The sequence below is a fragment of the Marivivens sp. ABH4_498 genome (assembly GCF_056160585.1).
In genome coordinates this window covers 120583-143509 of sequence record NZ_JBSWXL010000002.1, presented here as the reverse complement: position 1 = coordinate 143509, position 22927 = coordinate 120583, and the positions used below count along the sequence as shown (strand labels likewise).

At 55.4% G+C, this 22927-nt stretch carries 23 protein-coding genes; 13 read left to right on the top strand and 10 right to left on the bottom strand.

Annotated elements, in window-relative coordinates:
* Positions 1–7: 7 nt before the first annotated feature.
* Complete coding sequence (locus ACXAGA_RS04670) at positions 8–655, top strand: flagellar hook capping FlgD N-terminal domain-containing protein (RefSeq protein WP_475116360.1); 648 nt, start codon at positions 8–10, stop codon at positions 653–655.
* Here the strand turns inward: ACXAGA_RS04670 and ubiB are convergent.
* Positions 652–2175 carry a 2-polyprenylphenol 6-hydroxylase gene (gene ubiB, locus ACXAGA_RS04665; RefSeq protein WP_475116359.1) on the bottom strand — a complete coding sequence of 508 codons (1524 nt, stop codon included), beginning with the start codon at positions 2173–2175 and terminating at the stop codon, positions 652–654. The genes ACXAGA_RS04670 and ubiB overlap by 4 nt on opposite strands.
* Positions 2175–2927 (bottom strand): bifunctional demethylmenaquinone methyltransferase/2-methoxy-6-polyprenyl-1,4-benzoquinol methylase UbiE, encoded by a 753-nt coding sequence (ubiE, locus tag ACXAGA_RS04660; RefSeq protein ID WP_475116358.1) that lies wholly within the window; start codon positions 2925–2927, stop codon positions 2175–2177. Before ubiE ends, ubiB begins: the two co-directional genes overlap by 1 nt.
* 85 nt (positions 2928–3012) lie before the next feature.
* Here ubiE and mutM point away from each other — a divergent pair, with 85 nt between their 5' ends.
* From mutM to gyrB, 10 genes are all read left to right on the top strand, one after another.
* The gene (gene mutM / locus ACXAGA_RS04655; RefSeq protein ID WP_475116357.1) at positions 3013–3864 is read left to right on the top strand and encodes a bifunctional DNA-formamidopyrimidine glycosylase/DNA-(apurinic or apyrimidinic site) lyase; all 852 of its coding nucleotides are present in this window, start codon (positions 3013–3015) and stop codon (positions 3862–3864) included.
* 63 nt (positions 3865–3927) lie between these two features.
* Positions 3928–4704 carry an enoyl-CoA hydratase gene (locus ACXAGA_RS04650; RefSeq protein ID WP_475116356.1) on the top strand — a complete coding sequence of 259 codons (777 nt, stop codon included), beginning with the start codon at positions 3928–3930 and terminating at the stop codon, positions 4702–4704.
* 151 nt (positions 4705–4855) lie between these two features.
* Positions 4856–5119, top strand: a complete 264-nt coding sequence (gene rpsT / locus ACXAGA_RS04645) for a 30S ribosomal protein S20 (RefSeq protein ID WP_475116355.1) — start codon at positions 4856–4858, stop codon at positions 5117–5119.
* Positions 5120–5665: 546 nt separating this feature from the next.
* The gene (dnaA, locus tag ACXAGA_RS04640; protein WP_475116354.1) at positions 5666–7018 is read left to right on the top strand and encodes a chromosomal replication initiator protein DnaA; all 1353 of its coding nucleotides are present in this window, start codon (positions 5666–5668) and stop codon (positions 7016–7018) included.
* Between the two features lie 108 nt (positions 7019–7126).
* Positions 7127–8245, top strand: a complete 1119-nt coding sequence (gene dnaN, locus ACXAGA_RS04635) for a DNA polymerase III subunit beta (protein WP_475116353.1) — start codon at positions 7127–7129, stop codon at positions 8243–8245.
* 40 nt (positions 8246–8285) lie between these two features.
* Positions 8286–9386: a DNA replication/repair protein RecF gene (gene recF / locus ACXAGA_RS04630; protein ID WP_475116352.1), complete on the top strand. Its 1101-nt coding sequence runs from the start codon at positions 8286–8288 to the stop codon at positions 9384–9386.
* Complete coding sequence (locus tag ACXAGA_RS04625; RefSeq protein ID WP_475116351.1) at positions 9370–9900, top strand: GNAT family N-acetyltransferase; 531 nt, start codon at positions 9370–9372, stop codon at positions 9898–9900. The genes recF and ACXAGA_RS04625 overlap by 17 nt, the downstream gene beginning before the upstream one ends.
* Entirely contained in the window at positions 9900–10331 is a 432-nt protein-coding gene (locus ACXAGA_RS04620) for a VOC family protein (protein ID WP_475116350.1), read from the top strand. Before ACXAGA_RS04625 ends, ACXAGA_RS04620 begins: the two co-directional genes overlap by 1 nt.
* The gene (locus tag ACXAGA_RS04615; protein ID WP_475116349.1) at positions 10328–10948 is read left to right on the top strand and encodes a LysE family translocator; all 621 of its coding nucleotides are present in this window, start codon (positions 10328–10330) and stop codon (positions 10946–10948) included. Before ACXAGA_RS04620 ends, ACXAGA_RS04615 begins: the two co-directional genes overlap by 4 nt.
* Positions 10949–11028: 80 nt before the next feature.
* Positions 11029–13464: a DNA topoisomerase (ATP-hydrolyzing) subunit B gene (gene gyrB / locus ACXAGA_RS04610; protein ID WP_475116348.1), complete on the top strand. Its 2436-nt coding sequence runs from the start codon at positions 11029–11031 to the stop codon at positions 13462–13464.
* Positions 13465–13531: 67 nt separating this feature from the next.
* On the opposite strand, the gene ACXAGA_RS04605 is transcribed toward gyrB, so the two are convergent.
* The 3 genes from ACXAGA_RS04605 to trhO are packed head-to-tail and all read right to left on the bottom strand — an operon-like array spanning position 13532 to position 15548.
* On the bottom strand, positions 13532–14248 hold the full coding sequence (locus tag ACXAGA_RS04605; RefSeq protein ID WP_475116347.1) for an LrgB family protein: 717 nt from the start codon (positions 14246–14248) through the stop codon (positions 13532–13534).
* Positions 14241–14588, bottom strand: coding sequence for a CidA/LrgA family protein (locus tag ACXAGA_RS04600; protein ID WP_475116346.1), 348 nt, complete (start codon positions 14586–14588; stop codon positions 14241–14243). Before ACXAGA_RS04600 ends, ACXAGA_RS04605 begins: the two co-directional genes overlap by 8 nt.
* 51 nt (positions 14589–14639) lie before the next feature.
* Complete coding sequence (gene trhO, locus ACXAGA_RS04595; protein ID WP_475116345.1) at positions 14640–15548, bottom strand: oxygen-dependent tRNA uridine(34) hydroxylase TrhO; 909 nt, start codon at positions 15546–15548, stop codon at positions 14640–14642.
* Positions 15549–15663: 115 nt separating this feature from the next.
* Here trhO and pncA point away from each other — a divergent pair, with 115 nt between their 5' ends.
* Positions 15664–16266, top strand: a complete 603-nt coding sequence (gene pncA, locus ACXAGA_RS04590) for a bifunctional nicotinamidase/pyrazinamidase (RefSeq protein WP_475116344.1) — start codon at positions 15664–15666, stop codon at positions 16264–16266.
* 38 nt (positions 16267–16304) lie between these two features.
* Complete coding sequence (gene pncB, locus ACXAGA_RS04585; RefSeq protein ID WP_475116343.1) at positions 16305–17597, top strand: nicotinate phosphoribosyltransferase; 1293 nt, start codon at positions 16305–16307, stop codon at positions 17595–17597.
* A gap of 14 nt (positions 17598–17611) precedes the next feature.
* Here the strand turns inward: pncB and ACXAGA_RS04580 are convergent, their stop codons facing one another.
* The 5 genes from ACXAGA_RS04580 to ACXAGA_RS04560 form a co-directional block, all read right to left on the bottom strand.
* Positions 17612–18952, bottom strand: a complete 1341-nt coding sequence (locus ACXAGA_RS04580) for a KAP family P-loop NTPase fold protein (protein WP_475116342.1) — start codon at positions 18950–18952, stop codon at positions 17612–17614.
* 64 nt (positions 18953–19016) lie between these two features.
* Positions 19017–19430, bottom strand: a complete 414-nt coding sequence (gene arfB / locus ACXAGA_RS04575; RefSeq protein ID WP_475116341.1) for an alternative ribosome rescue aminoacyl-tRNA hydrolase ArfB — start codon at positions 19428–19430, stop codon at positions 19017–19019.
* A 345-nt stretch (positions 19431–19775) separates the two neighbouring features.
* Positions 19776–20615, bottom strand: a complete 840-nt coding sequence (locus tag ACXAGA_RS04570; protein WP_475116340.1) for an esterase-like activity of phytase family protein — start codon at positions 20613–20615, stop codon at positions 19776–19778.
* A gap of 3 nt (positions 20616–20618) precedes the next feature.
* The gene (gene mepA / locus ACXAGA_RS04565; protein ID WP_475116339.1) at positions 20619–21518 is read right to left on the bottom strand and encodes a penicillin-insensitive murein endopeptidase; all 900 of its coding nucleotides are present in this window, start codon (positions 21516–21518) and stop codon (positions 20619–20621) included.
* Positions 21503–22885, bottom strand: coding sequence for an MFS transporter (locus ACXAGA_RS04560; protein WP_475116338.1), 1383 nt, complete (start codon positions 22883–22885; stop codon positions 21503–21505). The genes mepA and ACXAGA_RS04560 overlap by 16 nt, the downstream gene beginning before the upstream one ends.
* Positions 22886–22927: the final 42 nt, after the last annotated feature.

Here is a 22927-nt window from a genome sequence, read left to right as displayed (position 1 = left end):
GGACACCATGACAACGATTGATACATCCACGCTCGCAACATCAACAGCGACAACCTCTGCTGATACCAGTTCAGTCATCAGTTCGGATTTTGAAACCTTTCTCAAGATGTTGACGGCGCAGATGGAAAATCAGGATCCGTTAAATCCTGTTGATTCCACTGATTACGCGACTCAGCTGGCAACGTTTTCGTCGGTCGAACAGCAAGTGCTGACGAATGATTTGTTGTCCGATCTGACAGGCATGTTCACAACCTCGTCTATGTCCGAACTGGCCAATTGGGTCGGAAACGAAGTCCGCGCGTCTGCTGCGGCCTATTTTGACGGGACAAATAGCGTAACAGTCGCGGCAGAACCCGACAGCGCGGCCGATAGTGCGGAACTGGTTGCTTTTGACAGCAACGGCGCAGAGGTGGACCGGCAGTCGATCGAAACCAGCGCTGAATTGATAGAATGGCAGGGCAGCGCCGCGGGCAGCTACAGTTTTGCCGTGGTCAGCTATCAAGACGGGGTTCAGATATCCGCAGAAACGGCCGATGTGTATGTGGCCGTAACCGAAGTGCGCAGTACAGACAGTGGCGTCGCATTGGTATTGGAATCGGGTGATGTTGTGGCGGCCACGGATGTAACCGCCTTGCGCGATCCCAGCTACGGCTAGATGACTGTCCCTATCCAGAACAGCGCCATCGCGCCTGCGCCAATAACGGCCCAAATGGCGGGGTGCAGCGATGAATCGTCCGTGTCTTTTTCAGGTTTGGACTGACGGATCAGCGCGGCCTCGGCCAATTGCGGCAGGCGCGGACCGAAACGTGCCAGCACGCGTGCTGTACGCACCAAATCACGGGTCAGCGCCGCAGGGCCGATGGATTTTTGGATGTATTCTTCGACCACAGGGCGGGCGACTTCCCAGATGTTGATATGTTCATCCAGCGAACGGGCCACGCCTTCGACAACGACCATCGTGCGCTGCAGCAGGATCAATTCCGTGCGGGTTTCCATGCCGAAACGTTCGGTGACTTCGAACAGATAGGCCAACAGGCGCCCCATCGAAATGCGGCTGGCGTCCATGCCAAAGATCGGTTCGCCCACAGCGCGCAAGGCACGCGCGAATTCTTCGACGTCTTGATCGGCGGGCACGTAGCCCGCTTCGAAATGGACCTCGGCCACGCGTTTGTAGTCGCGGCGGATAAAGCCGAACAGGATCTCGGCGTAGACGCGGCGGGTGTATTCGTCGATGTAGCCCATGATGCCGAAATCATAGGCAATGATATCGCCATTCGCCGCGACCTTTAGGTTGCCGTGGTGCATATCCGCGTGGAAAAAACCGTCGCGCAATGCGTGGCTAAGGAACAGCTGCAACACACGTGCACCCAAGGCGCGGCGGTCATGGCCAGCCGCATCGATCGCGTCGATATCGCCAAGGCTGACGCCTTCGGCCCATTCCAATGTCATCACGCGGCGCGAAGATAGGTTCCACTGGATTTGCGGCACCTGAAATCCTGCGTCGCCTTCGGTATTTGCCGAAAATTCGGATGCGCTGGCGCTTTCTAGACGTAGGTCCAGTTCGCCCTGCACAACGCCGTCGAAATGTTCGATGACGTCCATCGGGCGTAGACGCCGCGATGAAGGAGAGAAAAATTCAACAAAGCGCGCCGCAAAGTAGAATGCGTCGACGTCCTTTTGAAAGGCGCGTTCGACGTTTGGGCGTAGAACCTTTACCGCGACCTCTTTGCCGGTTTCGGCTATCCGAGCGCGGTGCACCTGCGCGATGGATGCGGCCGCGACGGGTTCGGAAAATTCGCTGAACACCTCGTCCACGTTGATGTCCAATTCCTTGGCCACCGCTTTTTTTGCGACATCCAATGGGAAAGGCGGCAATGCGTCCTGCAAAACGCGCAATTCGCGGGCCAGTTCTGGGCCAACCACGTCTGGACGGGTCGACATGATCTGGCCGAATTTGATGTAGGCAGGGCCCAATGCTGTCAGGGCGCGGGATACGGGCGGCAATGATGCGTCACCTTTGTAGCCCAGCCAGCGGAAAGGAAATGCCAGTGCGCGCGCGGCAAAGCGCAGGACAGGGCCAGCCTCGAATGCATCCAGCGCGATGTTCATGGCACCAGCGCGTTCCAGCGTTGCGCCTGTACGGATCAGACGCCAAATGTTGTGTGGTCCGCGCATTAGATTTTCCACCCAGAATGCAGCGCCGCGATACCCAGTGACAGGTTGCGGTATTTCGCGTTTTCAAAACCGGCCTGTTTCACCATGTCTAGGAACGTATCCTGATCTGGGAATTTACGGATGGATTCGACCAGATATTGATAGCTTTCGCTGTCATTGGCGATCAGTTTGCCCATGCGCGGGATGACGTTGAACGAATACAGGTCATAAGCCTTTTGCATCATCGGGTTCGGCAGCTGGCTGAATTCCAGAACCATCAGGCGACCACCAGGGCGCAGAACGCGGTAGGCTTCGTTCAATGCCTCTTGGGGGCGGGTCACGTTACGGATGCCAAAGCTGATGGTGTAAACGTCAAAGGTATTGTCGGGAAACGGCAGTTTCATCGCGTCGCCGACGACCCAATCCAGACTATCGGCCATGTCTGCGGCTTCGGCGCGTTTGCGGCCTTCGACCAGCATGGATTCGGTCAGGTCCAGAACGGTGGAATGCCCGCTGCCTGCGCGTTGCAGAAAACGGAACGAAATATCGCCAGTCCCGCCAGCCACATCCAGCAGTTTTTGCCCTGCGCGCGGCGCCAGCCAATCCATCATCGCGTCTTTCCAAACGCGGTGGATGCCGACGCTCATCACGTCATTCATAATATCGTATTTTGATGCGACCGAGGTGAACACGCCTTGCACGCGGCCTGCTTTTTCATTTTCGCGTACGGTTTCAAAACCGAAGTGAGTGGTGTTGTCGCGATTGTCGGTCATTGCTCTTGCCGTCCTTGCCGATGCGTCACATTTAATAGGTCTGATCAGGGGCATACACTGCCGCCCCAAAGATAGGAAGCGCACCATGCCCGAATTGCCAGAGGTAGAGACAGTCCGCCGCGGATTAATCCCAGCCATGGAAGGGCAGGTGATATCAAATGCCGCCGTAAACCGCCCAGACCTGCGCTGGCCGTTTCCCGAAAATATGGCGGAACGCCTGACCGGCAAGAGGATCAATGCCCTGCGCCGTCGGTCGAAATACATTCTGATGGATTTGGATTCGGGTGAAACGCTGTTGGTGCATCTTGGCATGTCGGGCCGTATGACCATTTCGGGCGTGGCTGTTGGCGAATTCCATCACCCACATCCGACGCCAGAAAAACATGACCATGTTGTCTTTGATATGGAAAACGGGGCGCGGGTGACGTTCAACGATGCCCGCCGTTTCGGCGCGATGGATTTGCTGGACACCGCCACCGCCGAAGATCACTGGCTGCTGCGCGATATCGGGCCCGAACCGTTTTCCAACGCCTTTAACGAATCGTACCTGATCGACCGTTTCCGCGGCAAAAACAGTCCGATTAAAACGGCTCTACTGGATCAGGGAATCGTGGCGGGGTTGGGCAACATCTACGTCTGCGAGGTGCTGTTTCGCACAGGAATTAATCCCAAACGAAAAGCGGGCCAAATATCTGCCCAGCGCATCGCAACCTTGGTTCCTGCCATCCGCGAGGTTCTGGCCGAGGCGATAGAATCGGGTGGATCGTCGCTAAAGGATCATAGGCAGGCGGACGGTAAGTTAGGGTATTTCCAACATAATTTCCGTGTCTACGACCGCGAAGGCCAGACATGCCAAACAGGCGATGCAGGCCATGTGATTCAGCGATTCGTGCAATCTGGACGCTCAACTTTCTATTGTCCGCAATGCCAAAGATAACTTGAACGCTGTCACAGCTTTGTTAATCACTGAGGTCCAAGACAACAGCAACCGAGGCTGCACATGGCTTATGAGACCATCAACGTGGACGTTCAGGGATACGTCGCACTGATCACCCTGAACCGACCAGAGGCTCTCAATGCTCTGAATTCTACGATGCTGGGCGAACTATGCACCGCATTGGAATCCGCCGATACAAACGACAAAGTGCGCTGCATCGTTATCACCGGGTCGGAAAAAGCATTCGCCGCAGGCGCAGATATTGCGGAAATGTCGGAAAAATCTTTCGTCGACATGATGAGCGAAAAATTCTTTACGGCTGAAAGCGACCGTTTCAACAACACCCGTAAACCAATTATCGCAGCCGTTTCCGGCTATGCGCTGGGCGGTGGGTGCGAATTGGCAATGATGTGCGATTTCATCATTGCGGCGGACAACGCAAAATTCGGCCAGCCGGAAATCAATCTGGGCGTGATCGCTGGTTTGGGCGGCACACAGCGCCTGACCCGCTATGTTGGCAAAGCGAAATCCATGGAAATGCACCTGACGGGCCGTTTCATGGACGCCGAAGAGGCAGAGCGTTCGGGCCTCGTGTCCCGCGTCGTGCCCGCCAAAAAGCTGAAAGAAGAGGCTTTGGCCGCAGCGAACAAAATCGCCGAAAAATCGATGCTGGCGACCATCGCAGCCAAAGACTGCGTGAACACCGCATATGAAACGTCGCTGGCCCAAGGTTTGGCCTATGAACGCGGCCAATTCTATTCGCTGTTCGCGACCGAAGACCAAAAAGAAGGTATGGCAGCTTTCCTAGAAAAGCGTGAACCGCAGTTCCGCGACCGCTAAAACACTTGCCTTTTTGGGCGGCGGGCTTTAAACGCCGCCCGATACATGCGCGTGAGGCCCGCTTTGGCCAGAATCAGCCGGTTCCTATGAACCTTTGGTGGGCTTTCGTGCGTTCGACATTTTATTGGCCCAGACCAAAAGGAACCGCACTATGGCAAACACAGCCCAGTCCAAAAAACGCGCACGTCAGAACGAACGCCGCGCAGACATCAACAAAATGCGCCGTTCGCGTATCCGCACCTTCCTGCGCACCGTAGAAGAAGCAATCGCTTCGGGTGACAAAGAAGCAGCAGCAGCAGCTCTGAAAGCAGCTCAGCCTGAACTGATGCGCGGCGTGACCAAAGGTATCTTCCACAAAAACACAGCGTCGCGCAAAGTATCGCGTCTGGCTGCTCGCGTTAAATCGCTGGGCTAATCCCGCTGATTCCATCCTTTCGGATGGTCCATAGAACTTTTTGAAGCGCGCCCTTTTCGGGCGCGTTTTTGTTGCGTGGATGCCACCAAAAATCAGTTTTCTAAGCGGTCAAAAAAGGCCAAGAGATTCTTTTTCCAGAAAGTCAGAGTCAAGGACGTTGTTGTGTTGAAGGGGACGCCCCGAGATTGCTAGTTTCACCCAAGCGATTCACATCGTTCCTGGGGGAGCATCGTGAAAGCGATCTTGAATAGCGTCAGATTCGATCTGGCTTGCTGCTGTTCTATTATCGTTACTCCTGATCGGTCATTCGATCAGCGCAGATAGGCATCCGATGTCATTGATATCGGCAGGCTTTCTGTACCCCGGACGGATTGCGTCACACGCCGACAACGGCGCTGGCGCGGGCCGTATATAGCAGGATTAAAAAGGCACAGCGCTTAGAGTGGGACTCTGAGCGGCGGAGTAGCTTTTCCTGTTGGACAGTGTGGAGTGGACTGTGGGGGTCTGCGAGCGAAGATTTAAGACTGGGATAGGTACGGGACAAAAATGACTATGTGGGGCTCAATCCGCGAGACACTAAAAAACAATATTGGCACAGGCAATTTTACGAACTGGATTGAACCGCTCGAATTTCTGCATGTTGACAATGGCGTTGCGTATTTCAATGCGCCGACCAAATTCTTTGGCGACTATGTCAGCCAGAATTTTGCAGATCAGATTATCTATCATTTGAACCGCAATGGTGCGCAGACCGAACGTTTGTCGTTTGCTGTTTCTGCGGCTGCCAATAACCCACGCCCATCGATCGAACCGAAACCGGCGGCGAATCCTGTTCGTATGCCATCCGAAGGATCGGTTATTCCAGACGTCCCGCTGGATCCACGTTTTACCTTTGATAATTTCGTTGTCGGCAAACCAAACGAACTGGCCCACGCTGCGGCCCGCCGTGTTGCCGAAGGCGGCCCTGTCACCTTTAACCCGTTGTTCCTGTACGGCGGCGTTGGTCTGGGTAAAACCCACCTGATGCACGCGGTTGCGCATGAAATCCGCCGCCGTAACCCGGAAAAAACCGTTCTATATATTTCCGCTGAACAGTTCATGTATCGCTTCATCTCGGCGCTGAAAGACCGCAAGATGATCGACTTTAAACAACTGTTCCGTTCGGTTGATGTCCTGATGGTGGACGACGTCCAATTCATCGCGGGCAAAGATTCCACCCAAGAGGAATTTTTCCACACCTTCAACGCGCTGGTTGAGGCACGCAAACAGATCATCATTTCTGCAGATCGCGCTCCTGGCGAAATCAAAGACATGGAAGAACGCATTCAGACCCGTCTGCAATGCGGTCTGGTCGTCGACCTGCACCCAACCGATTACGAACTGCGCGTCGGCATTTTGCAGACCAAAGCAGAACTATACGCCGAACAATTCCCAGGTCTGGAAATCGATCCAGGCGTTTTGGAATTCCTTGCGCATAAAATCACCACGAACGTTCGCGTTCTAGAAGGCGCCTTGAACCGTCTGTTTGCGATGGCGTCGCTGGTTGGCAAACCAATCACGCTGGAAATGACGCAGGACTGTTTGGCGGACCTGTTGAAATCGTCCGAACGCCGCGTGACCATTGATGAAATCCAGCGCAAGGTTGCGGAACATTTCAACATCCGCCTGTCGGATCTGATCGGCCCGAAACGCCTGCGTGCCTATGCGCGTCCGCGTCAGGTTGCGATGTGGCTGGCGAAACAATTGACCAACCGCAGCTTGCCGGAAATTGGCCGCAAATTCGGTGGCCGTGACCACACAACCGTCATGCACGGCGTGCGTAGAATCGACGAATTGTCGGACAAAGACACCCAGTTGGCTGATGAACTAGAGCTGTTGCGCCGTACGTTGTCGTCTTGACGCTGGTCGCGCAGTATTCAACAGTCATAAAAAGAGCTTGAGCCTTGGAATTAAACCGTTAGGTTTCATTTTCCGGCCAAGTCGGGTCCGACAAGCGGAGCGAGAGACATGAAATTCAGTATCGAACGGGCGGTATTGCTCAAGGCTGTGGCACAAGCGCAGTCAGTTGTGGAACGCAGGAACACGATTCCAATCCTCGCCAACGTTCTGATCGAAGCCGAAGGCAACAGCGTACAATTCCGCGCAACCGATTTGGATATCGAAGTCGTGGACAAAGCAGACGCCATGGTGGAACGCGCTGGTGCGACCACTGTTGCTGCGGTCACCTTGAACGAAATCGTACGTAAATTGCCCGATGGCGCGTTGGTCACCCTGACCGAAGACGGCGTCAAAGGCCGCCTGACCATCGAAGCAGGCCGTTCGAATTTCAGCCTTGCGACCCTGCCCAAAGAAGATTTTCCAGTGATGGCGTCTTCGGACTATACCACAAACTTCTCGGCGCCTGCGCCGGTGTTGCGTCGTTTGTTCGACAAATCGAAATTCGCGATTTCGACCGAAGAAACCCGTTACTATCTGAACGGCGTTTACATGCATATCGCTGACGGCGAAGACGGCCGCGCGCTGCGCTGCGTTGCGACTGACGGTCACCGTCTGGCCCGTATTGATGCGCCGATGCCAGAAAACGCAGGCGATATGCCGGGCGTGATCGTGCCGCGCAAAACCGTTGGCGAATTGCGCAAACTGCTGGACGACGACGAAATGCAGATCGCTGTGTCTGTGTCGGAAACCAAAGTCCGCTTTGCGACCCCGAACATCACTCTGACGTCCAAGGTAATCGACGGCACGTTCCCCGATTACACCCGCGTGATTCCCCAAGGGAACACACGCAAATTGGAAGTCGACGCCAGCGATTTCGCCAAGGCCGTTGACCGTGTGGCCACCGTTTCGTCCGAACGCAGCCGCGCTGTGAAACTGTCTCTGGACGAAGACCGTTTGGTCCTGTCCGTGAACGCACCAGACAGCGGTGCCGCGACCGAAGAACTGGCCGTGGCCTATGATGACGAACGTCTGGAAATCGGTTTCAACGCGAAATACCTGCTGGAAATCGCATCCCAAGTGGACCGTGAAAACGCAGTGTTCTTGTTCAACTCCTCGGGCGATCCGACACTGATGCGCGAAGGCAATGACACTTCGGCCGTCTATGTCGTGATGCCAATGCGCGTGTGACGCAGGGCCCGAACATGTTTGAATATTCAGGAGGCCGCGAATGAGCGGCCTTTCTGTTGACCATATCCTGCTGTCGCATTTTCGGTCCCACAAACGGGTCGAAATTGATTTCGATGGTCGGCCCGTTGCGATTTTTGGGCCAAATGGCGCAGGCAAAACCAACATTCTAGAGGCGATTTCGCTGCTATCCCCCGGACGCGGTTTGCGCCGTGCAGCTGTGGATGACATCGTGCGTAAACCCGAAAGTTTGGGATGGAAACTGGCGGCTGATCTGCGGTCGGGCAGCAACACGCATGAAATCGAAATCTGGGCGGAACCTGAAAAGACGCGCAATCTGCGGATCGACGGGAAATCTGCGCCGCAAACCGCATTGGGCCGTATCGCGCGGGTTTTGTGGCTGGTTCCATCCATGGACCGCCTGTGGATCGAAGGCGCCGAAGGCCGCCGCCGTTTTCTGGACCGTATGACCATGAGCTTTGAACCCGCACATGCAGAGGCGGTTCTGGCCTATGAAAAATCGATGCGCGAACGCAATCGGTTGCTCAAAGATATGGTGCGCGACGCCCATTGGTATGCCGCGCTAGAGGCGCAGATGGCGACCGCAGGAGCCACAATCATGGCCGCGCGGCGCGATGCGGTCGCAAATCTGATGACCGCCCAATCGCAGGCTGAAACGGCGTTCCCCGTGGCAGAGTTGACCGTTCTAAACGCCGAAGGCACGCCCGAAACGGAATCCGAATTGCGTGATGCCTTTGCTGCGGGTCGGCCGCGCGACATGGCCGCGGGCCGCACATTGACCGGTCCGCATCGCAGCGATCTGGGCGCTGTTTTCGCTGTCAAATCCATGCCTGCTGCGGATTGTTCGACCGGCGAACAAAAGGCGCTGCTGATTTCCCTGATCCTAGCCAACGCGCGGGCACTGTCTGAGCAAATTGGGATGGCTCCGATCCTGTTGCTGGACGAAGTCGCAGCGCATTTGGATGCAGGGCGTAGAGCGGCGCTCTATGATGAAATCTGCGCGCTGGGATCGCAGGCGTTCATGACAGGCACAGGCCCCGAATTGTTCACCGAATTGTTAGACCGCGCCCAACACGTCGAAGTCACCGACCAAGGGGGCGCATCGCATGTTGCCAGCATTTGAAACGATCAATGAATTCGATCTGACCGCCGAAACAGAGGCCGAGCTGACCGCCCTGCTGGACCTAGCCTTTTCGCCCGAATTTGGCGGGGCGTCCTATCATCAGCAACGTCACCACGTGCGTCTGATACAGCGCTCACATGGCGCAATCGTTGGGCATTTGGCGATGACATACCGCGCCGTACGCTTGGGCGATCAGCTGTTGGATATCGTCGGTCTGGCCGAAGTCGCAACGCACCCCGATCATCGCGGCCAAGGGATCGCTGGCGAGTTGGTGCGCGGCAGTATTGATTTCGCGCGCCGCATTGGGGCGGATGCGGTGGTTTTGTTCGGGGATCGTCCCGTCTATGCCGCGAACGGGTTTCTAACCAAACCCAATCCGCTGCGCTGGGTGGCTATGACGGACAAACGCACCGTCGATATTAGACAGCAAAGCGACGACCTGATGGTTTTGCCCTTGAATAATCTATCGTGGGACGATCACCTGACGCTGGATTTGTTAGGGAATAAATTTTGATGACACCGCAGCGCGTAACACTGATCACTTTGGGCGTTTCTGAATTGGATCGGTCCAAAGCATTCTATCAAAGCTTGGGTTGGGAAATTACCGCCGAACAGCCCGGAGTCGCGTTCTATCAGATCAACGGTATGGCTTTGGGGCTGTTTCCGACCGCAGAACTGGCCAAAGATCAGGGCCGCGAAGGTGCGCCGCTGGGCGTGGGGAATATGACTTTGGCCCAGAATTTCACGACAACTGAACAGGTCGATGCCGCATTCGATGCCGCACTGGCAGCGGGGGCAACGGCCCTAAAACGGCCAGAGCCAGTGTTTTGGGGTGGATATTCTGGCTATTATGCGGATCCCGATGGCCACGTCTGGGAAGTCGCGCATAACCCTTTCTGGCCTTTGAACGAGGATGGCAGCCTGACCCTGCCGGTGTCCGAATGACGTTATCGATCGGGGATCTGGCGCTATATGCGGGCGCGTTGTTTGTGCTGTTCATGACGCCGGGCCCTGTGTGGGTCGGGTTGATCGCGCGGGCGATGTCGGGCGGGTTTCGATCTGCGTGGCCTTTGGCGATGGGCGTGGTGGTTGGAGATGTTCTGTGGTCGGTCCTAGCGATTTTGGGCGTCAGTTGGATCGTAAACCAGTACGGCGGGTTTCTGACCGGCATTCGCTATGTGGCCTGTGTGACCTTTCTGATCATGGGGTATCTGGTTATTCGCGGCGCGGATAAATCGATCAGCACGGACAGCCGTTTGACGCGTCCGGGGATGCTGGCGGGGTTCGTCGCGGGGCTGGCCGTGATTTTGGGCAACCCAAAGGCGATCCTGTTCTACATGGGCATGTTGCCGGGGTTCTTTGACCTGACCGCCCTGACCACGCCTGACATCGTCGCGATTGCCGCGTTATCGGCGATTGTGCCGTTCATCGGCAACCTGATGATGGGGGCGTTCATCGGGAAAATTCGTGCGCTTTTGACCTCTCCTTCGGCGCTGCGCAGGATGAACCTGACGGCGGGTTGGCTGCTAATTGCCGTCGGGGTGGTTATCCCCTTTGTCTAACCGCAAAATATAGCGTCTAACCCGTGACAATCGCCTGATTATCTTCTATATTTTGGCGACTAAATACGGGGAAACACCGCATGTCCGAAACAGAGCAGCAGCAGCCCGAATACGGCGCCGATTCTATCAAAGTTCTCAAAGGCTTGGACGCAGTCCGCAAACGCCCAGGGATGTATATCGGTGACACCGACGATGGGTCTGGTCTGCACCACATGATTTATGAGGCCGTGGATAACGGCATCGACGAAGCATTGGCAGGCCACGCCGACCATGTTTCGGTAAAAATCCACGCCGATAATTCGGTGTCTGTGACCGACAACGGCCGCGGTATCCCTGTCGACATGCACCCCGAAGAAGGCGTTTCCGCCGCCGAGGTGATCATGACCCAGCTGCACGCTGGCGGTAAGTTTGACCAGAATTCCTATAAGGTGTCGGGCGGTTTGCACGGCGTGGGTATTTCGGTTGTGAACGCACTGTCCGACTGGCTGGAACTGCGCATCTGGCGCAACGACAAAGAACACTATGTCCGCTTTGAAAAAGGCGTGACTGCCAAATCGCTAGAGGTTGTTGGCGAGGCGAAAGGCAAAAAAGGCACGCAGGTGCGTTTCTTGGCGTCCTCTAAAACCAACGATCCCGAAGGCACCTTTCTGAACTTGGAATATTCCTACGATATTCTGGAAAAACGCCTGCGCGAATTGGCATTCCTGAATTCGGGCGTGCGTATCCTGCTAGAGGATGAACGCCCAGCCGAACCGATCAAGAACGAACTGTTCTATGATGGCGGTGTCAAAGAATTCGTAAAATATCTGGACCGTTCGAAACACCCCATGTTCGCCGAACCGATCTTTGTTCAAGGCGAAAAAGACGGCATCGGGGTCGAGGTCGCGATGTGGTGGAACGACAGCTACCATGAAAACGTGCTGCCGTTCACGAACAACATTCCACAGCGTGATGGCGGTACGCACCTTGCTGGTTTCCGTGCGGCGCTGACCCGTACCCTGACGAAATACGCGCAGGAACACGGCATCGGCAAAAAGGAAAAGGTGTCGTTCTCGGGTGATGACGCCCGCGAAGGTTTGACCTGTGTCCTGTCGGTCAAAGTGCCTGACCCGAAATTCTCGTCTCAGACCAAAGATAAATTGGTTTCGTCCGAGGTCCGCCCAGCCGTCGAAAATCTTGTTGGTGAAAAGCTAAGCGAATGGTTCGAAGAAAACCCCAACGAGGCCAAAGGCATCGTGGGTAAAATCATCGAAGCCGCTTTGGCCCGCGAGGCAGCGCGCAAAGCCCGCGAACTGACCCGCCGCAAAACCGCGATGGACGTCAATTTCCTTGCGGGCAAGCTCAAGGATTGTTCGGAAAAAGACCCCGTTCAGACCGAAGTCTTCCTCGTCGAGGGTGACTCTGCGGGCGGGTCCGCGCAAACGGGCCGTGACCGCCGTACGCAGGCGATTTTGCCGCTGAAAGGTAAAATCCTGAACGTTGAACGCGCGCGTTTCGACCGCATGCTGTCCAGCCAAGAGATCGGCAACCTAGTGATGGCACTGGGCACCGGCATTGGTCGCGACGAATTTGACATGAAAAAACTGCGCTACCACAAGATCGTCATCATGACCGATGCGGACGTGGATGGTGCGCACATTAGAACGCTGCTCTTGACGTTCTTCTTCCGTCAGATGCCTGAACTGATCGAAGCGGGTCACCTGTATATCGCGCAGCCGCCACTTTACAAAGTGTCGCGCGGTAAATCCGAAGTGTACCTGAAAGATCAGGCCGCGATGGATGAATATCTGATCCATCAGGGTATCGAAGGCGCGATTTTGCGTCTGGCGGATGGCTCTGAATTGGCGGGGCAGGATTTGCTGCGCGTGGTCGAAGATGCGCGTTCCTTGCGCCGCGTTTTGGATGCGTTCCCAACGCATTACCCGCGCCACATTCTGGAACAGGCTGCGATTGCTGGTGCCTTTATCCCAGGTGCTGTGGACAGCGATTTACAGGGCGTTGCCGACACCGTTGCGAAACGTCTGGACCTGATCGCGTTGGAATACGAACGCGGCTGGCAGGGGCGCATTACCCAAGATCACGGTATCCGTCTGGCCCGTATTCTGCGCGGTGTCGAAGAGGTCCGCACGCTGGACGGCCCAATGCTGCGTTCGGGCGAAGCACGCAAAACCGGCAGCTTTACCGCTGCCCTGCAAGAGGTTTACAACAAACCCGCTCAGCTGCACCGCAAAGACCGTCACACGATGATCTATGGCCCGCTGGACCTGTTGCGCGCCATTCTGGAAGAAGGCGAAAAAGGTCTGTCGATCCAGCGCTACAAAGGTCTGGGCGAAATGAACCCTGATCAGCTGTGGGAAACCACGTTGGACCCTGATGCACGTACGTTGCTGCAGGTCAGCGTCGAAGACCTGCAAGGCGCCGATGACATCTTTACCAAACTGATGGGGGACGAGGTCGAACCGCGTCGTGAGTTCATCCAGACCAACGCGCTGAGCGTGGAAAACCTGGATTTCTGATCTTAATCGCATTGATAGAAAGCCGCGTCAGGAAACTGGCGCGGCTTTTTGTATGCGGGCGTGTGGATCAGAAAATCAATGGCCACAAAACGGGCAATGCAAAGGCCGTTACCAACGCGTTGAGTCCCATCGCCAAACCCGCAAATGCGCCAGCGACTTCGCCCATTTGCAGTGCGCGTGCGGTGCCAACGCCGTGGGCGGCGGTGCCGATGGCGAAACCGGCCGCACGTTGATCGGTGACCCGCAGCAGCGATAGCAACGCAGGCCCGATTGCCGCGCCCAAAATACCCGTACCCATGACGAAAACCACCGCAAGCGCGGGGATACCGTTTAGCTGTTCAGCGACCGCCATCGCGACAGGGGAGGTCACAGATTTCGGCGCGGCCGATGCTAAAATGTCAGGCCCTAGATCAAACGCCCATAGCACCCCGACCGCGGATGCCATCCCTGCAAATGACCCGATGCATAGGGCAATCATTAACGGCAGGGCGGCCTCTTTCACGCGGTCCAGTTGCCGATACAGCGGAACGGCAAGGGAAACAGTGGCAGGCCCCAATAGGAAGTGAACGAATTGGGCCCCGTCAAAATAGGTTTCATAGCTGGTATCGCTGATCATCAATATCGCGATGATCACCACGACGGCCACTAGAACAGGGTTCAGCAGCGCGAAATTGCCCGATTTCCTGAATGCCACCAACGCCAACTGATAGGCCACTAGCGTCAGCGTTAAATGAAACAAAGGCGATGCGCTAAGGTAGACCCAGACTTGAAACAGGTTATCCATCACGGCGGCCTTTTAGCAAAAACTGCAGGACAACGCCTGTCACACCGATGCCCATGATTGTGCTGACGGCAATGGACAGGCTAAAGGCCAGCATCTGCGACGCCAGCAGGCCAAGGTAGACCATCACGCCTGTCGCTGCGGGGATATACAGCAGTTGCATATGACGCTGCATGCCGTCCGTAATTTCAGCCAGCTGATCGGGCACAGATTTTCGCACGATCAAAAACAGCAACAGAAAAACCATGCCAGCGATTGGGCCGGGCAATGGAAAACCCAGCGCCCCGACAAACAATTCGCCCAGCAATTGGCAAACAAAAATCAGCGTCAGATACAGTAACATTGCGCCCCCTTCGCGATGTGCCGTTTGATTACACACCCTTTGGGCGCAAAATCAAAGGTCAGCGCCCAAATGTTTTTCGCCGCGTTTTTTCGCCAATTGAATTTGTTTCTGGCGTTCGCGGAAACGCGCCTTGTCGGCGTCCGTCGTTTTTTCAATGCACAGGTGGCAGGATACGCCTTCTTCCCATTCGGGGCGGTTTTTATCCTCTGGCATGATCGGGTGGCGGCAGGCGTGGCACATCTCGTGCGGGCCTTCTTTTAGGCCGTGGCCAACGGAAACGCGGCCATCAAACACGAAACATTCGCCTTTCCACAGGCTTTCGTCTTCGGGGACTTCCTCTAGGTATTTCAGAATGCCACCCTGTAGGTGGTACACTTCGTCGATGCCCTGTTGTTTGACAAAGTTCGTCGATTTTTCACAGCGGATGCCGCCGGTGCAGAACATTGCGATGCGTTTGTTGTGGAAACGTTCTTTGTTTTCTTCCCACCACGCGGGGAATTCGCCAAAGGATTTGGTTTCGGGATCAATCGCGTTTTCGAACGTGCCGATGGCGAATTCGTAATCATTGCGGGTATCGATCACCACAACGTCGGGCGCGCTGATCAATTCGTTCCAGTCTTTGGGTTCGACGTAGTGGCCCACGGCCGCGCGCGGATCGACGTCCGGCTGGCCCATGGTCACGATTTCCTTTTTCAGGCGAACTTTCATTTTGCCAAACGGCTGTTCCGCTGCTGTCGACAGTTTCCAAACGATGTCTGAACAGCCCGGCAGCGATTTGATATGCGCCAACAGTTTGTCGATCGCTGGGGCTTTGCCCGCGACGGTGCCGTTGATGCCTTCTTTGGCCAGCAACAGGGATCCGGTAATCCCTTGCGATTTACACAAATCCAATAGCGGCCCGCGAATGGCTGCAGGGTCCGCAAACGGGGTGAAATGATATAGAGCGCAAACTGTAAACATAATTGTCCCTTACGCCTGTCGAATGGATTCAGCAAGCGCGGCGAAATGTCATTGCCCCACGTTGACGGCGCAAAGAACCGCGTTAGGGTCAAAACCAACCTGACAGGAGAGTGAGATGACCAAATCCACAACCGCGCTGATCGTCATCGACGTGCAAAATGATTTCTGCCCCGGCGGTGCGCTGGCTGTGGCGGGCGGCGATGAAATTGTCGCGGGGATCAATGAGATCATGGATGACTTTGGCGCTGTGATCCTGACCCAAGATTGGCATCCTGCGGGCCATTCGTCTTTTGCATCCAGCCATGCGGGCAAATCCCCGATGGAGCTGATCGAAATGTCCTATGGCCCCCAAGTCCTATGGCCTGATCACTGCGTTCAGGGCTCTACTGGCGCCGAATTCCACCCAGACCTGCGCACAGACGGCGACCTGATCATCCGCAAAGGTTTCAATCCCGCCATCGACAGCTATTCCGCCTTTTTCGAAAACGACCACACGACCCCGACTGGGCTGGATGGGTATTTGCGTACACGCAGAATTACCGATCTGACGCTGGTCGGCTTGGCCACCGATTTTTGCGTGAATTATTCCGCTGTCGATGCCGCGCAGTTGGGTTTCACCGTGACCGTCCGCACCGACCTGTGCCGCGGGATTGATTTCGACGGGTCGATGGTTGCTGCAATCGACGGGATGCGCGCCGCTGGCGTTGACGTTCAATAACCTGATACACGGGCCCCAATCGGCACAAGGAACGCACCATGGTTGATATCGCGACCCGAGTTTGGAACCACAAATGGAAGATCGATCCGATCGTTCGGTCCTTGATTGATACGGATTTCTACAAACTGCTGATGTGCCAGTCGGTGTTTCGCAACAAACGCGACACGCAGGTGACATTCAGCCTGATCAACCGCGCCAAACACATCCGCCTTGCTGATATGATCGACGAAGGCGAACTGCGCGAACAGCTGGATCATGTGCGGTCCTTGTCTCTGACGCGCGGCGAATCCACGTGGCTGCGCGGGAACACGTTCTACGGCAAACGCCAGATGTTCCGCCCCGATTTTATGGAGTGGTTCGAAAACCTGCGCTTGCCCGATTACCATCTGGAAAAACGCGACGGGCAGTACGAACTGACGTTCGAAGGCACGTGGCCCGAGGTCATGCTGTGGGAAATTCCCGCCCTTGCCATCCTGATGGAGCTACGGTCACGCGCCGTACTGAACACCATGGGGAAATTCGAACTGCAGGTGCTATACGCCCGCGCGATGACCAAACTATGGGAAAAGGTGCAGTCCCTGCGCGAAATTCCCGACCTGAAACTGGCCGATTTCGGCACCCGCCGCCGCCATTCCTACCTGTGGCAGGATTTCTGCGTTCAGGCCCTGATCGAAGGTCTGGGCGATAAATTCACGGGCACGTCAAACTGTTCCATCGCCATGCACCGCGACCTAGAGGCGATCGGCACCAACGCCCACGAACTGCCCATGGTCTATGCCGCTCTGGCCGGCGATGACGCCGCGCTGCGCAACGCGCCCTATGACGTGCTGGCCGATTGGCACGAAGAACACGACGGCAACCTGCGCATCATCCTGCCCGACACCTACGGGACGCAAGGGTTTTTAGACGGCGCGCCCGATTGGCTGGCGGGCTGGACGGGCATCCGTATCGACAGCGGAGACCCCGCAACAGCCGCCGAAACCGCGATCCAGTGGTGGAAAGACCGCGGAGAGGACCCGACGCAAAAGCTCATTATCTTTTCGGACGGTCTGGACGTGCAGAAAATCCACGAACTATCGACCCAATTCCGCGGGCGGGTACGGGCGTCATTCGGGTGGGGAACTATGCTGACAAATGATTTCATCGGCCTGACCCCAAACGACGCGCTGGCCCCATTCAGTCTGGTCTGCAAAGCCGTGTCAGCCAACGGCCACCCCACCGTCAAACTCAGCGACAACCCCAACAAAGCCATGGGCCCCACGTCCGAAGTCGCCCGTTATAAGCGTGTGTTCGGAGTTGGAGAGCAGGAGGCGGTTGAGGTTAGGGTTTGAAATTTCATATTGAATTAAACACTAGTTAGCTGAATGGGATCGATGTAATCTCGAATTAAGGTTCTTGGAACTTCACTCGGATTATCTAGCCCGAACGTTCCCCAGATCCCACGTGTCGTCTCTATTTCTTTTTCTGTCGCGGTCGATAGAATTGTACCCCATATGATATTTGCGTTTCGGATGTGATGACCTGCGTCTTGGTCGATCTGTAAGGGTAGATCGAGCGCCGTTCGTACTTCATCGAATGTCAGGGTTTTGTCTTTCGCTTTTTCAAAAATGCCTGGGTGCCTGTGCTTGAGGATAATTAACGCGGCTAACGTTAGTCGCCAGCCCACGAACATTTTTTTGACGTGTTCTTGGTCCGCAACCAAGGCGACTTCTGAAAGGATCTTTTGAGACTGGCGGATCGAGGTAAAGCTTATGGTTGGAAAGTTGTCTGACCACCACAAAATGTCCTTAGAAAGTTCTTCTGGTAGGGACATCTTCTTCGTCATTTTCTCGAAATAAATTCTAGCACTTTTTTGCGGTCTTACACCTTCAAGATGTAAGTCGGGGAGTGTCATAGAAACGGTAATAAATTTTTCGAGGTATGTTGCCGCGTCAATTCCATTTCCGTAGCGGCACCGTACGGTATTCAGCAGTTCTTTAAAGTTAATGCCCAGAACAAAGTGAACACCAGGTACGTTAAAGAAGTGTTTGATGACTTCTAGTGTATCAAGAGCGAAATCAGGACGGCATCGATCGAGTTCGTCGACTACGAAAACAAACTTCTTAGTTGGTTTGCCGTCTTCATCGGGTTCGGTTAGTTTAACCATAGCTGATCGAAATTCGGCCATTGCCGCGCGTCGACCATCTTCTTTCTTCCAAAACTCGTTGACTTGCGCCTCCAGTTCTTTGCTTCCAGTTTCAAGCGCCGCGTCAACTACAACGCCAGCTACTTCCGACGCTCCTGCGGTTCCAGCTGCTAAGGCTATGCGAAGTGCCGGACGAGAAAATTTTGCGGCAGCCGATTTGATGAACTTAACAGCTTTGGAGTGCTGATTGGTAGCCTCCAGCCGATCCGAAAGCATCCCCGTGAGCCCCAATAGCGGGTCGTCAATAAAGTCGTTCTCGAAAGCGTCAAAGTAGATCGGAGTCGCTGCACCATCGCTGTTTGCGTGTTCGCCTACCCAGCATTTTAGGAAGAAACTTTTTCCCGACCCCCACGCGCCATCCAACGAAATAACAAGAGACTCATCGACTTTCTCCACTAGGTCAGAGAGGTGCCGACCTTGTACACTTCGGTTGAGTAGATCGTGTTTCTGAAAACCATCTTTGTAGAGGTCAATTTCCGCATGTGGGGGCGTAATTCGCATAAAAATCTCATCTTTAAATTGTCTAAAGACAAAATATTAGTGAGTTAGCCCAGTCAAGTGGGGACTATTCCACCTTCCCCCTCAACGCCTTAACCTCCCCCCGCCGTTTCTTCTCGTCCAGACGTCTCCGCACCGACCCTTTGGTCGGCTTTGTCGCGATGCGGCGTTTGGGGGTGTGGGTGGCTTTGGTGATCATTTCGGCCAGACGGTCGCGGGCGATCTCTCGGTTTCGGGCTTGCGACCGCGTGTCCTGCACAAACAAAACAATCGCGCCGTCGTTCGTCCATTTGCTGCCCGCGATGCGGCGTAGCCGGCGTTTGACGGGATCGGGCAGGGACGGGCTGCGTTCGGCTTCGAACCGCAGTTCGACAGCCGTGGACACTTTGTTCACGTTCTGACCGCCCGGGCCAGAGGATCGCACGAACTGTTCCGTCAGTTCCCAATCCTGAATGGTTATCGTGTCCGTGACCTGCAACATGGCCCTTATGTATCGCGTTTGCGCCAAATTAAAAGGACCGCCGAGGCGATCGGCGATCCTTCGAAAGTTCAGGAGGTGGGTGTGGTTAGGAACGTCCCACCTGAGGTTTTGAGCCGTCCGAGGGGCTGCCCTAGACGATCGCCCCCCAAGCTGTCCCGACACCATTCTCCAATACCTTTCTCGACACTGGATCACCTCCTTTCAATGAGTTTCGCCTGTAAGTTAAGGGTGGCACAGATGTCGTGTATGTCAAAACTTTTTCCACAATGGATTGTGAAATTTTTCTGAAACTGCCGCAGAAATAGGCATGGTTTTTGAACAGCGGGCGCCCAAAAGGGCGGAAAATTAGTCCAAAAGCCTATATTCGACGATCATTGTGGGCAAAAAGGTCTGGCCGTTGTCGGACACCATGGTCAGGCGGGTTGCGCCTGTGTCGTCCTGCCAAACGGCGATGCCTTCTAGGTTGGAATGGGTGCCAAAGGCGCTTTGCATCACGGTTTCGCCTTTGCCGTTCATATCGAACCTGCGAACACGGCTGCGAAATCCGATGCCTAGAAAATCCCGCTCTAGAACATATAGCAGGCCATCAGGGCCGAAATCTGCGCCTGTGATCAGGAATGAATCTGTGCGCGGGATGACAAAGGCAACGTCCCAATCATTGCTGTAGCGATAGACGGGGAAAGGTTCATCATATCGGCCCGACCGTTCGGGGATTGTGTAGATCGTACCGTCGGGGGCAGTTGCCAGTGCTTCTAGGCCTGCGTTGGGCTGAAAAGTCTGGAACGCATCGAAAATGCGAATGGGTTGCGCGAGGGATGTGAGCGACGGATAGTACCAAACGCGGCCCCAGTTTTCGAAACTGACGTGGAATCCACCCGATGGGGTAAAGGAAATACCTTCGGCATCGGTGAGCCGGTTTTGCAGCGGGTTGCCTGCGTCATCCAACAGCGGTGCTTCTTGCGCGATTGTCACGTCGATTACGATATCATCCGTGCGATTAATCACGCCTTCAAACGCGACGCCGCGGTCGGTGACCATGACAAAGCTTGCGCCATCATCACGTAAGTCAATGGCAGAAAGTTCGGCTGTTTGTTCCAGTGGAATGGCTGTTTCCGACAACAGGACCGCGTCGGAAAAACAGGGTGCGGCCCAGATGAGGGCCGCAAGAGTTGTTAAAATACGCATGATTTATTGTGCGGCTACGGCCCCGCATTGAGCTGGCAGATCAGCCATGGTGAGCGGGCCGCGCGGCGTTGATGGGGTCGCATTCGGGTTTGGGGGTGGTGGGTTCAGGATGCGATCAACCCAGCCCTGCGCCTCTTCACAACCATCGCCCGGAGGAAGCGGTGCCTGATCTACGCAGGTGGCATCACCTGCAGGGCACGATAGGCGTACGTGGAAATGGTAATGGTGGCCCCACCATGGGCGAATTTTGCGCAGCCAGCTGCGATCACCCGTGGCGGTGTTGCACATTTGAACTTTGGCACCAGGGAATACGAAAATGCGGGCGACACGGTCATCGCTTGCGGCGGCACGCAACAGGGCTTCGTGTTGGGGGGTCCAATCGTCGTTGGTAAAGGCACCACTGGCGCGGCGCATGGAAATCGACGAAATGTTTTCGCGTTCGGTTTCCGTCAAATCCAACCGTCTGGGCGGTAGCATCCAGATGTCGACGTCCAGACCAATTTGGTGGCTGGCATGACCTGTTAACATCGGGCCACCGCGCGGCTGGCTCATGTCGCCGACATATAGCCCGTCCCAGCCGTCCAAAGTGGCGGCAAAACGGCTAAGGTCCTGAACGAAATCGATCAGTTCAGGCTGACCCCAGTTGCGGTTACGGCTGAGGCGCATGGCCTGCCATGTTGACCCTGTTTCGGCCAATTGTTCGGCGCCGGACTGACAGCCGCGCGCATAAGATCCGATGGCTTCGGATGGGCCGTTGTTGGCTGCAGGAATATACCCGAACACGTCTTTGGCGACGCGAGGGTCGTTTATGGTCTGCGAAGAGACCACGGATGCTGTTTGGCTTTCTGTTTTACACGCAGAAAGCGATAGTAACGCAAGTACCAGTACTAGTGCGCGGACCATTCGGCTCGATCTCCTTCGCTGTTAACCCAGCGTAGCATCAACATGCCTATCAAGAAAAGGACGATCACAGGAACAAATCCAAGTTGTACGTTTCCGGTCAAATAGGTGACGATCCCAATCAGCATCGGCGCCAAAAACGCCGTGGCTTTGCCCGTCAGTGCGAATAGGCCGAAGGCTTCTGTTGGGCGACTGGGGTCGGTATGGCGCACCATCATCGAACGCGATGACGCATAAAGAGCACCGCCCGCACCGCCAATTGCCGATCCGCAAATAAGGAAAATGATGTCAGGCAAATTGGACCCCGGTGCCAAAGCGATTGGACCGATGTGTTCGCGGTTCATCGATACGATGACGATACAAACCAGAACCAGCACCGAAATGGCCACTTTGATCACAGGTTTAGGGCCGATTTTCTGATCGAACCGCCCGCCGATATACGTCGCGATGGCGGCGGTGATGGCACCGATAATACCAAAGATACCGACTTGCATCGTTTCCCAGTCCAGAACCAGCGTCGCATAGACGCCGCCAAAGGCATACAGCGCGTTCAACGCATCGCGGTACAACATGGACCCTAAAAGGAAGCTAGACAGGCTCCGGCTGTCCAAAACGCCTTTGATTGTGGCACGTAGGTCGCGGAATACGGCAACCACGTTGACGCGGCGGGTGGGCGCGCCGCGTTTGTCACGCACCCACAGGAAAAACGGGATCATGAAAATCGCGTACCAGATGGCGATGAACGGACCCACGGCGCGCGTGCCTTCGTTTTGGGATGCGTCCAGCAGGCCAAAGGCAGGTTCCAGCTCTAGCAGCATTGTTTTGCCGTTCGTGTCGACAAAGAACAGCAGCAGAATGAATAACGATAAAACGCCGCCCCAATATCCGAACGCCGCGCCAGACCCTGAAATGCGGCCGACCTCTTTGTCGTTGCCAAGGGACGGTAGAATGGCGTTCGTGAAATTCAGCGCGGATTCAGCGGCAAAGAAACCAACGTAAAAAATGACCAGAGTAAACACCAGACGTGTGCCATCAGGTGTCAGCCCCCACAGCATCCATGTCGCCACGACATATATGACCGAAAAGAACGCGATCCATGGGATTTTCCGCCCCGATAAATCCGCCCATGCGCCCAAAATCGGCGCGGTAATCGCAATCACCAGACCCGCAACAGATTGCCCCAGCGACCACATCGATTGTGCGTTTGCTTTGGCCTGATCGATGGGCGCACCGCTGTTCAGGAAATAATCCGTGGCAACGGCCGCGAAATAAGGGCCAAAGATGAACGTCAGGCCGAGCGTGTAGATGGGCTGCGATGCCCAATCAAAAGCCATCCACCCCCAGATGCGTTTCTTGTCTACCGATGTCATGACGTCCTCCTGCCTTGCAGGGGTTAGATCACCGAACGGCCA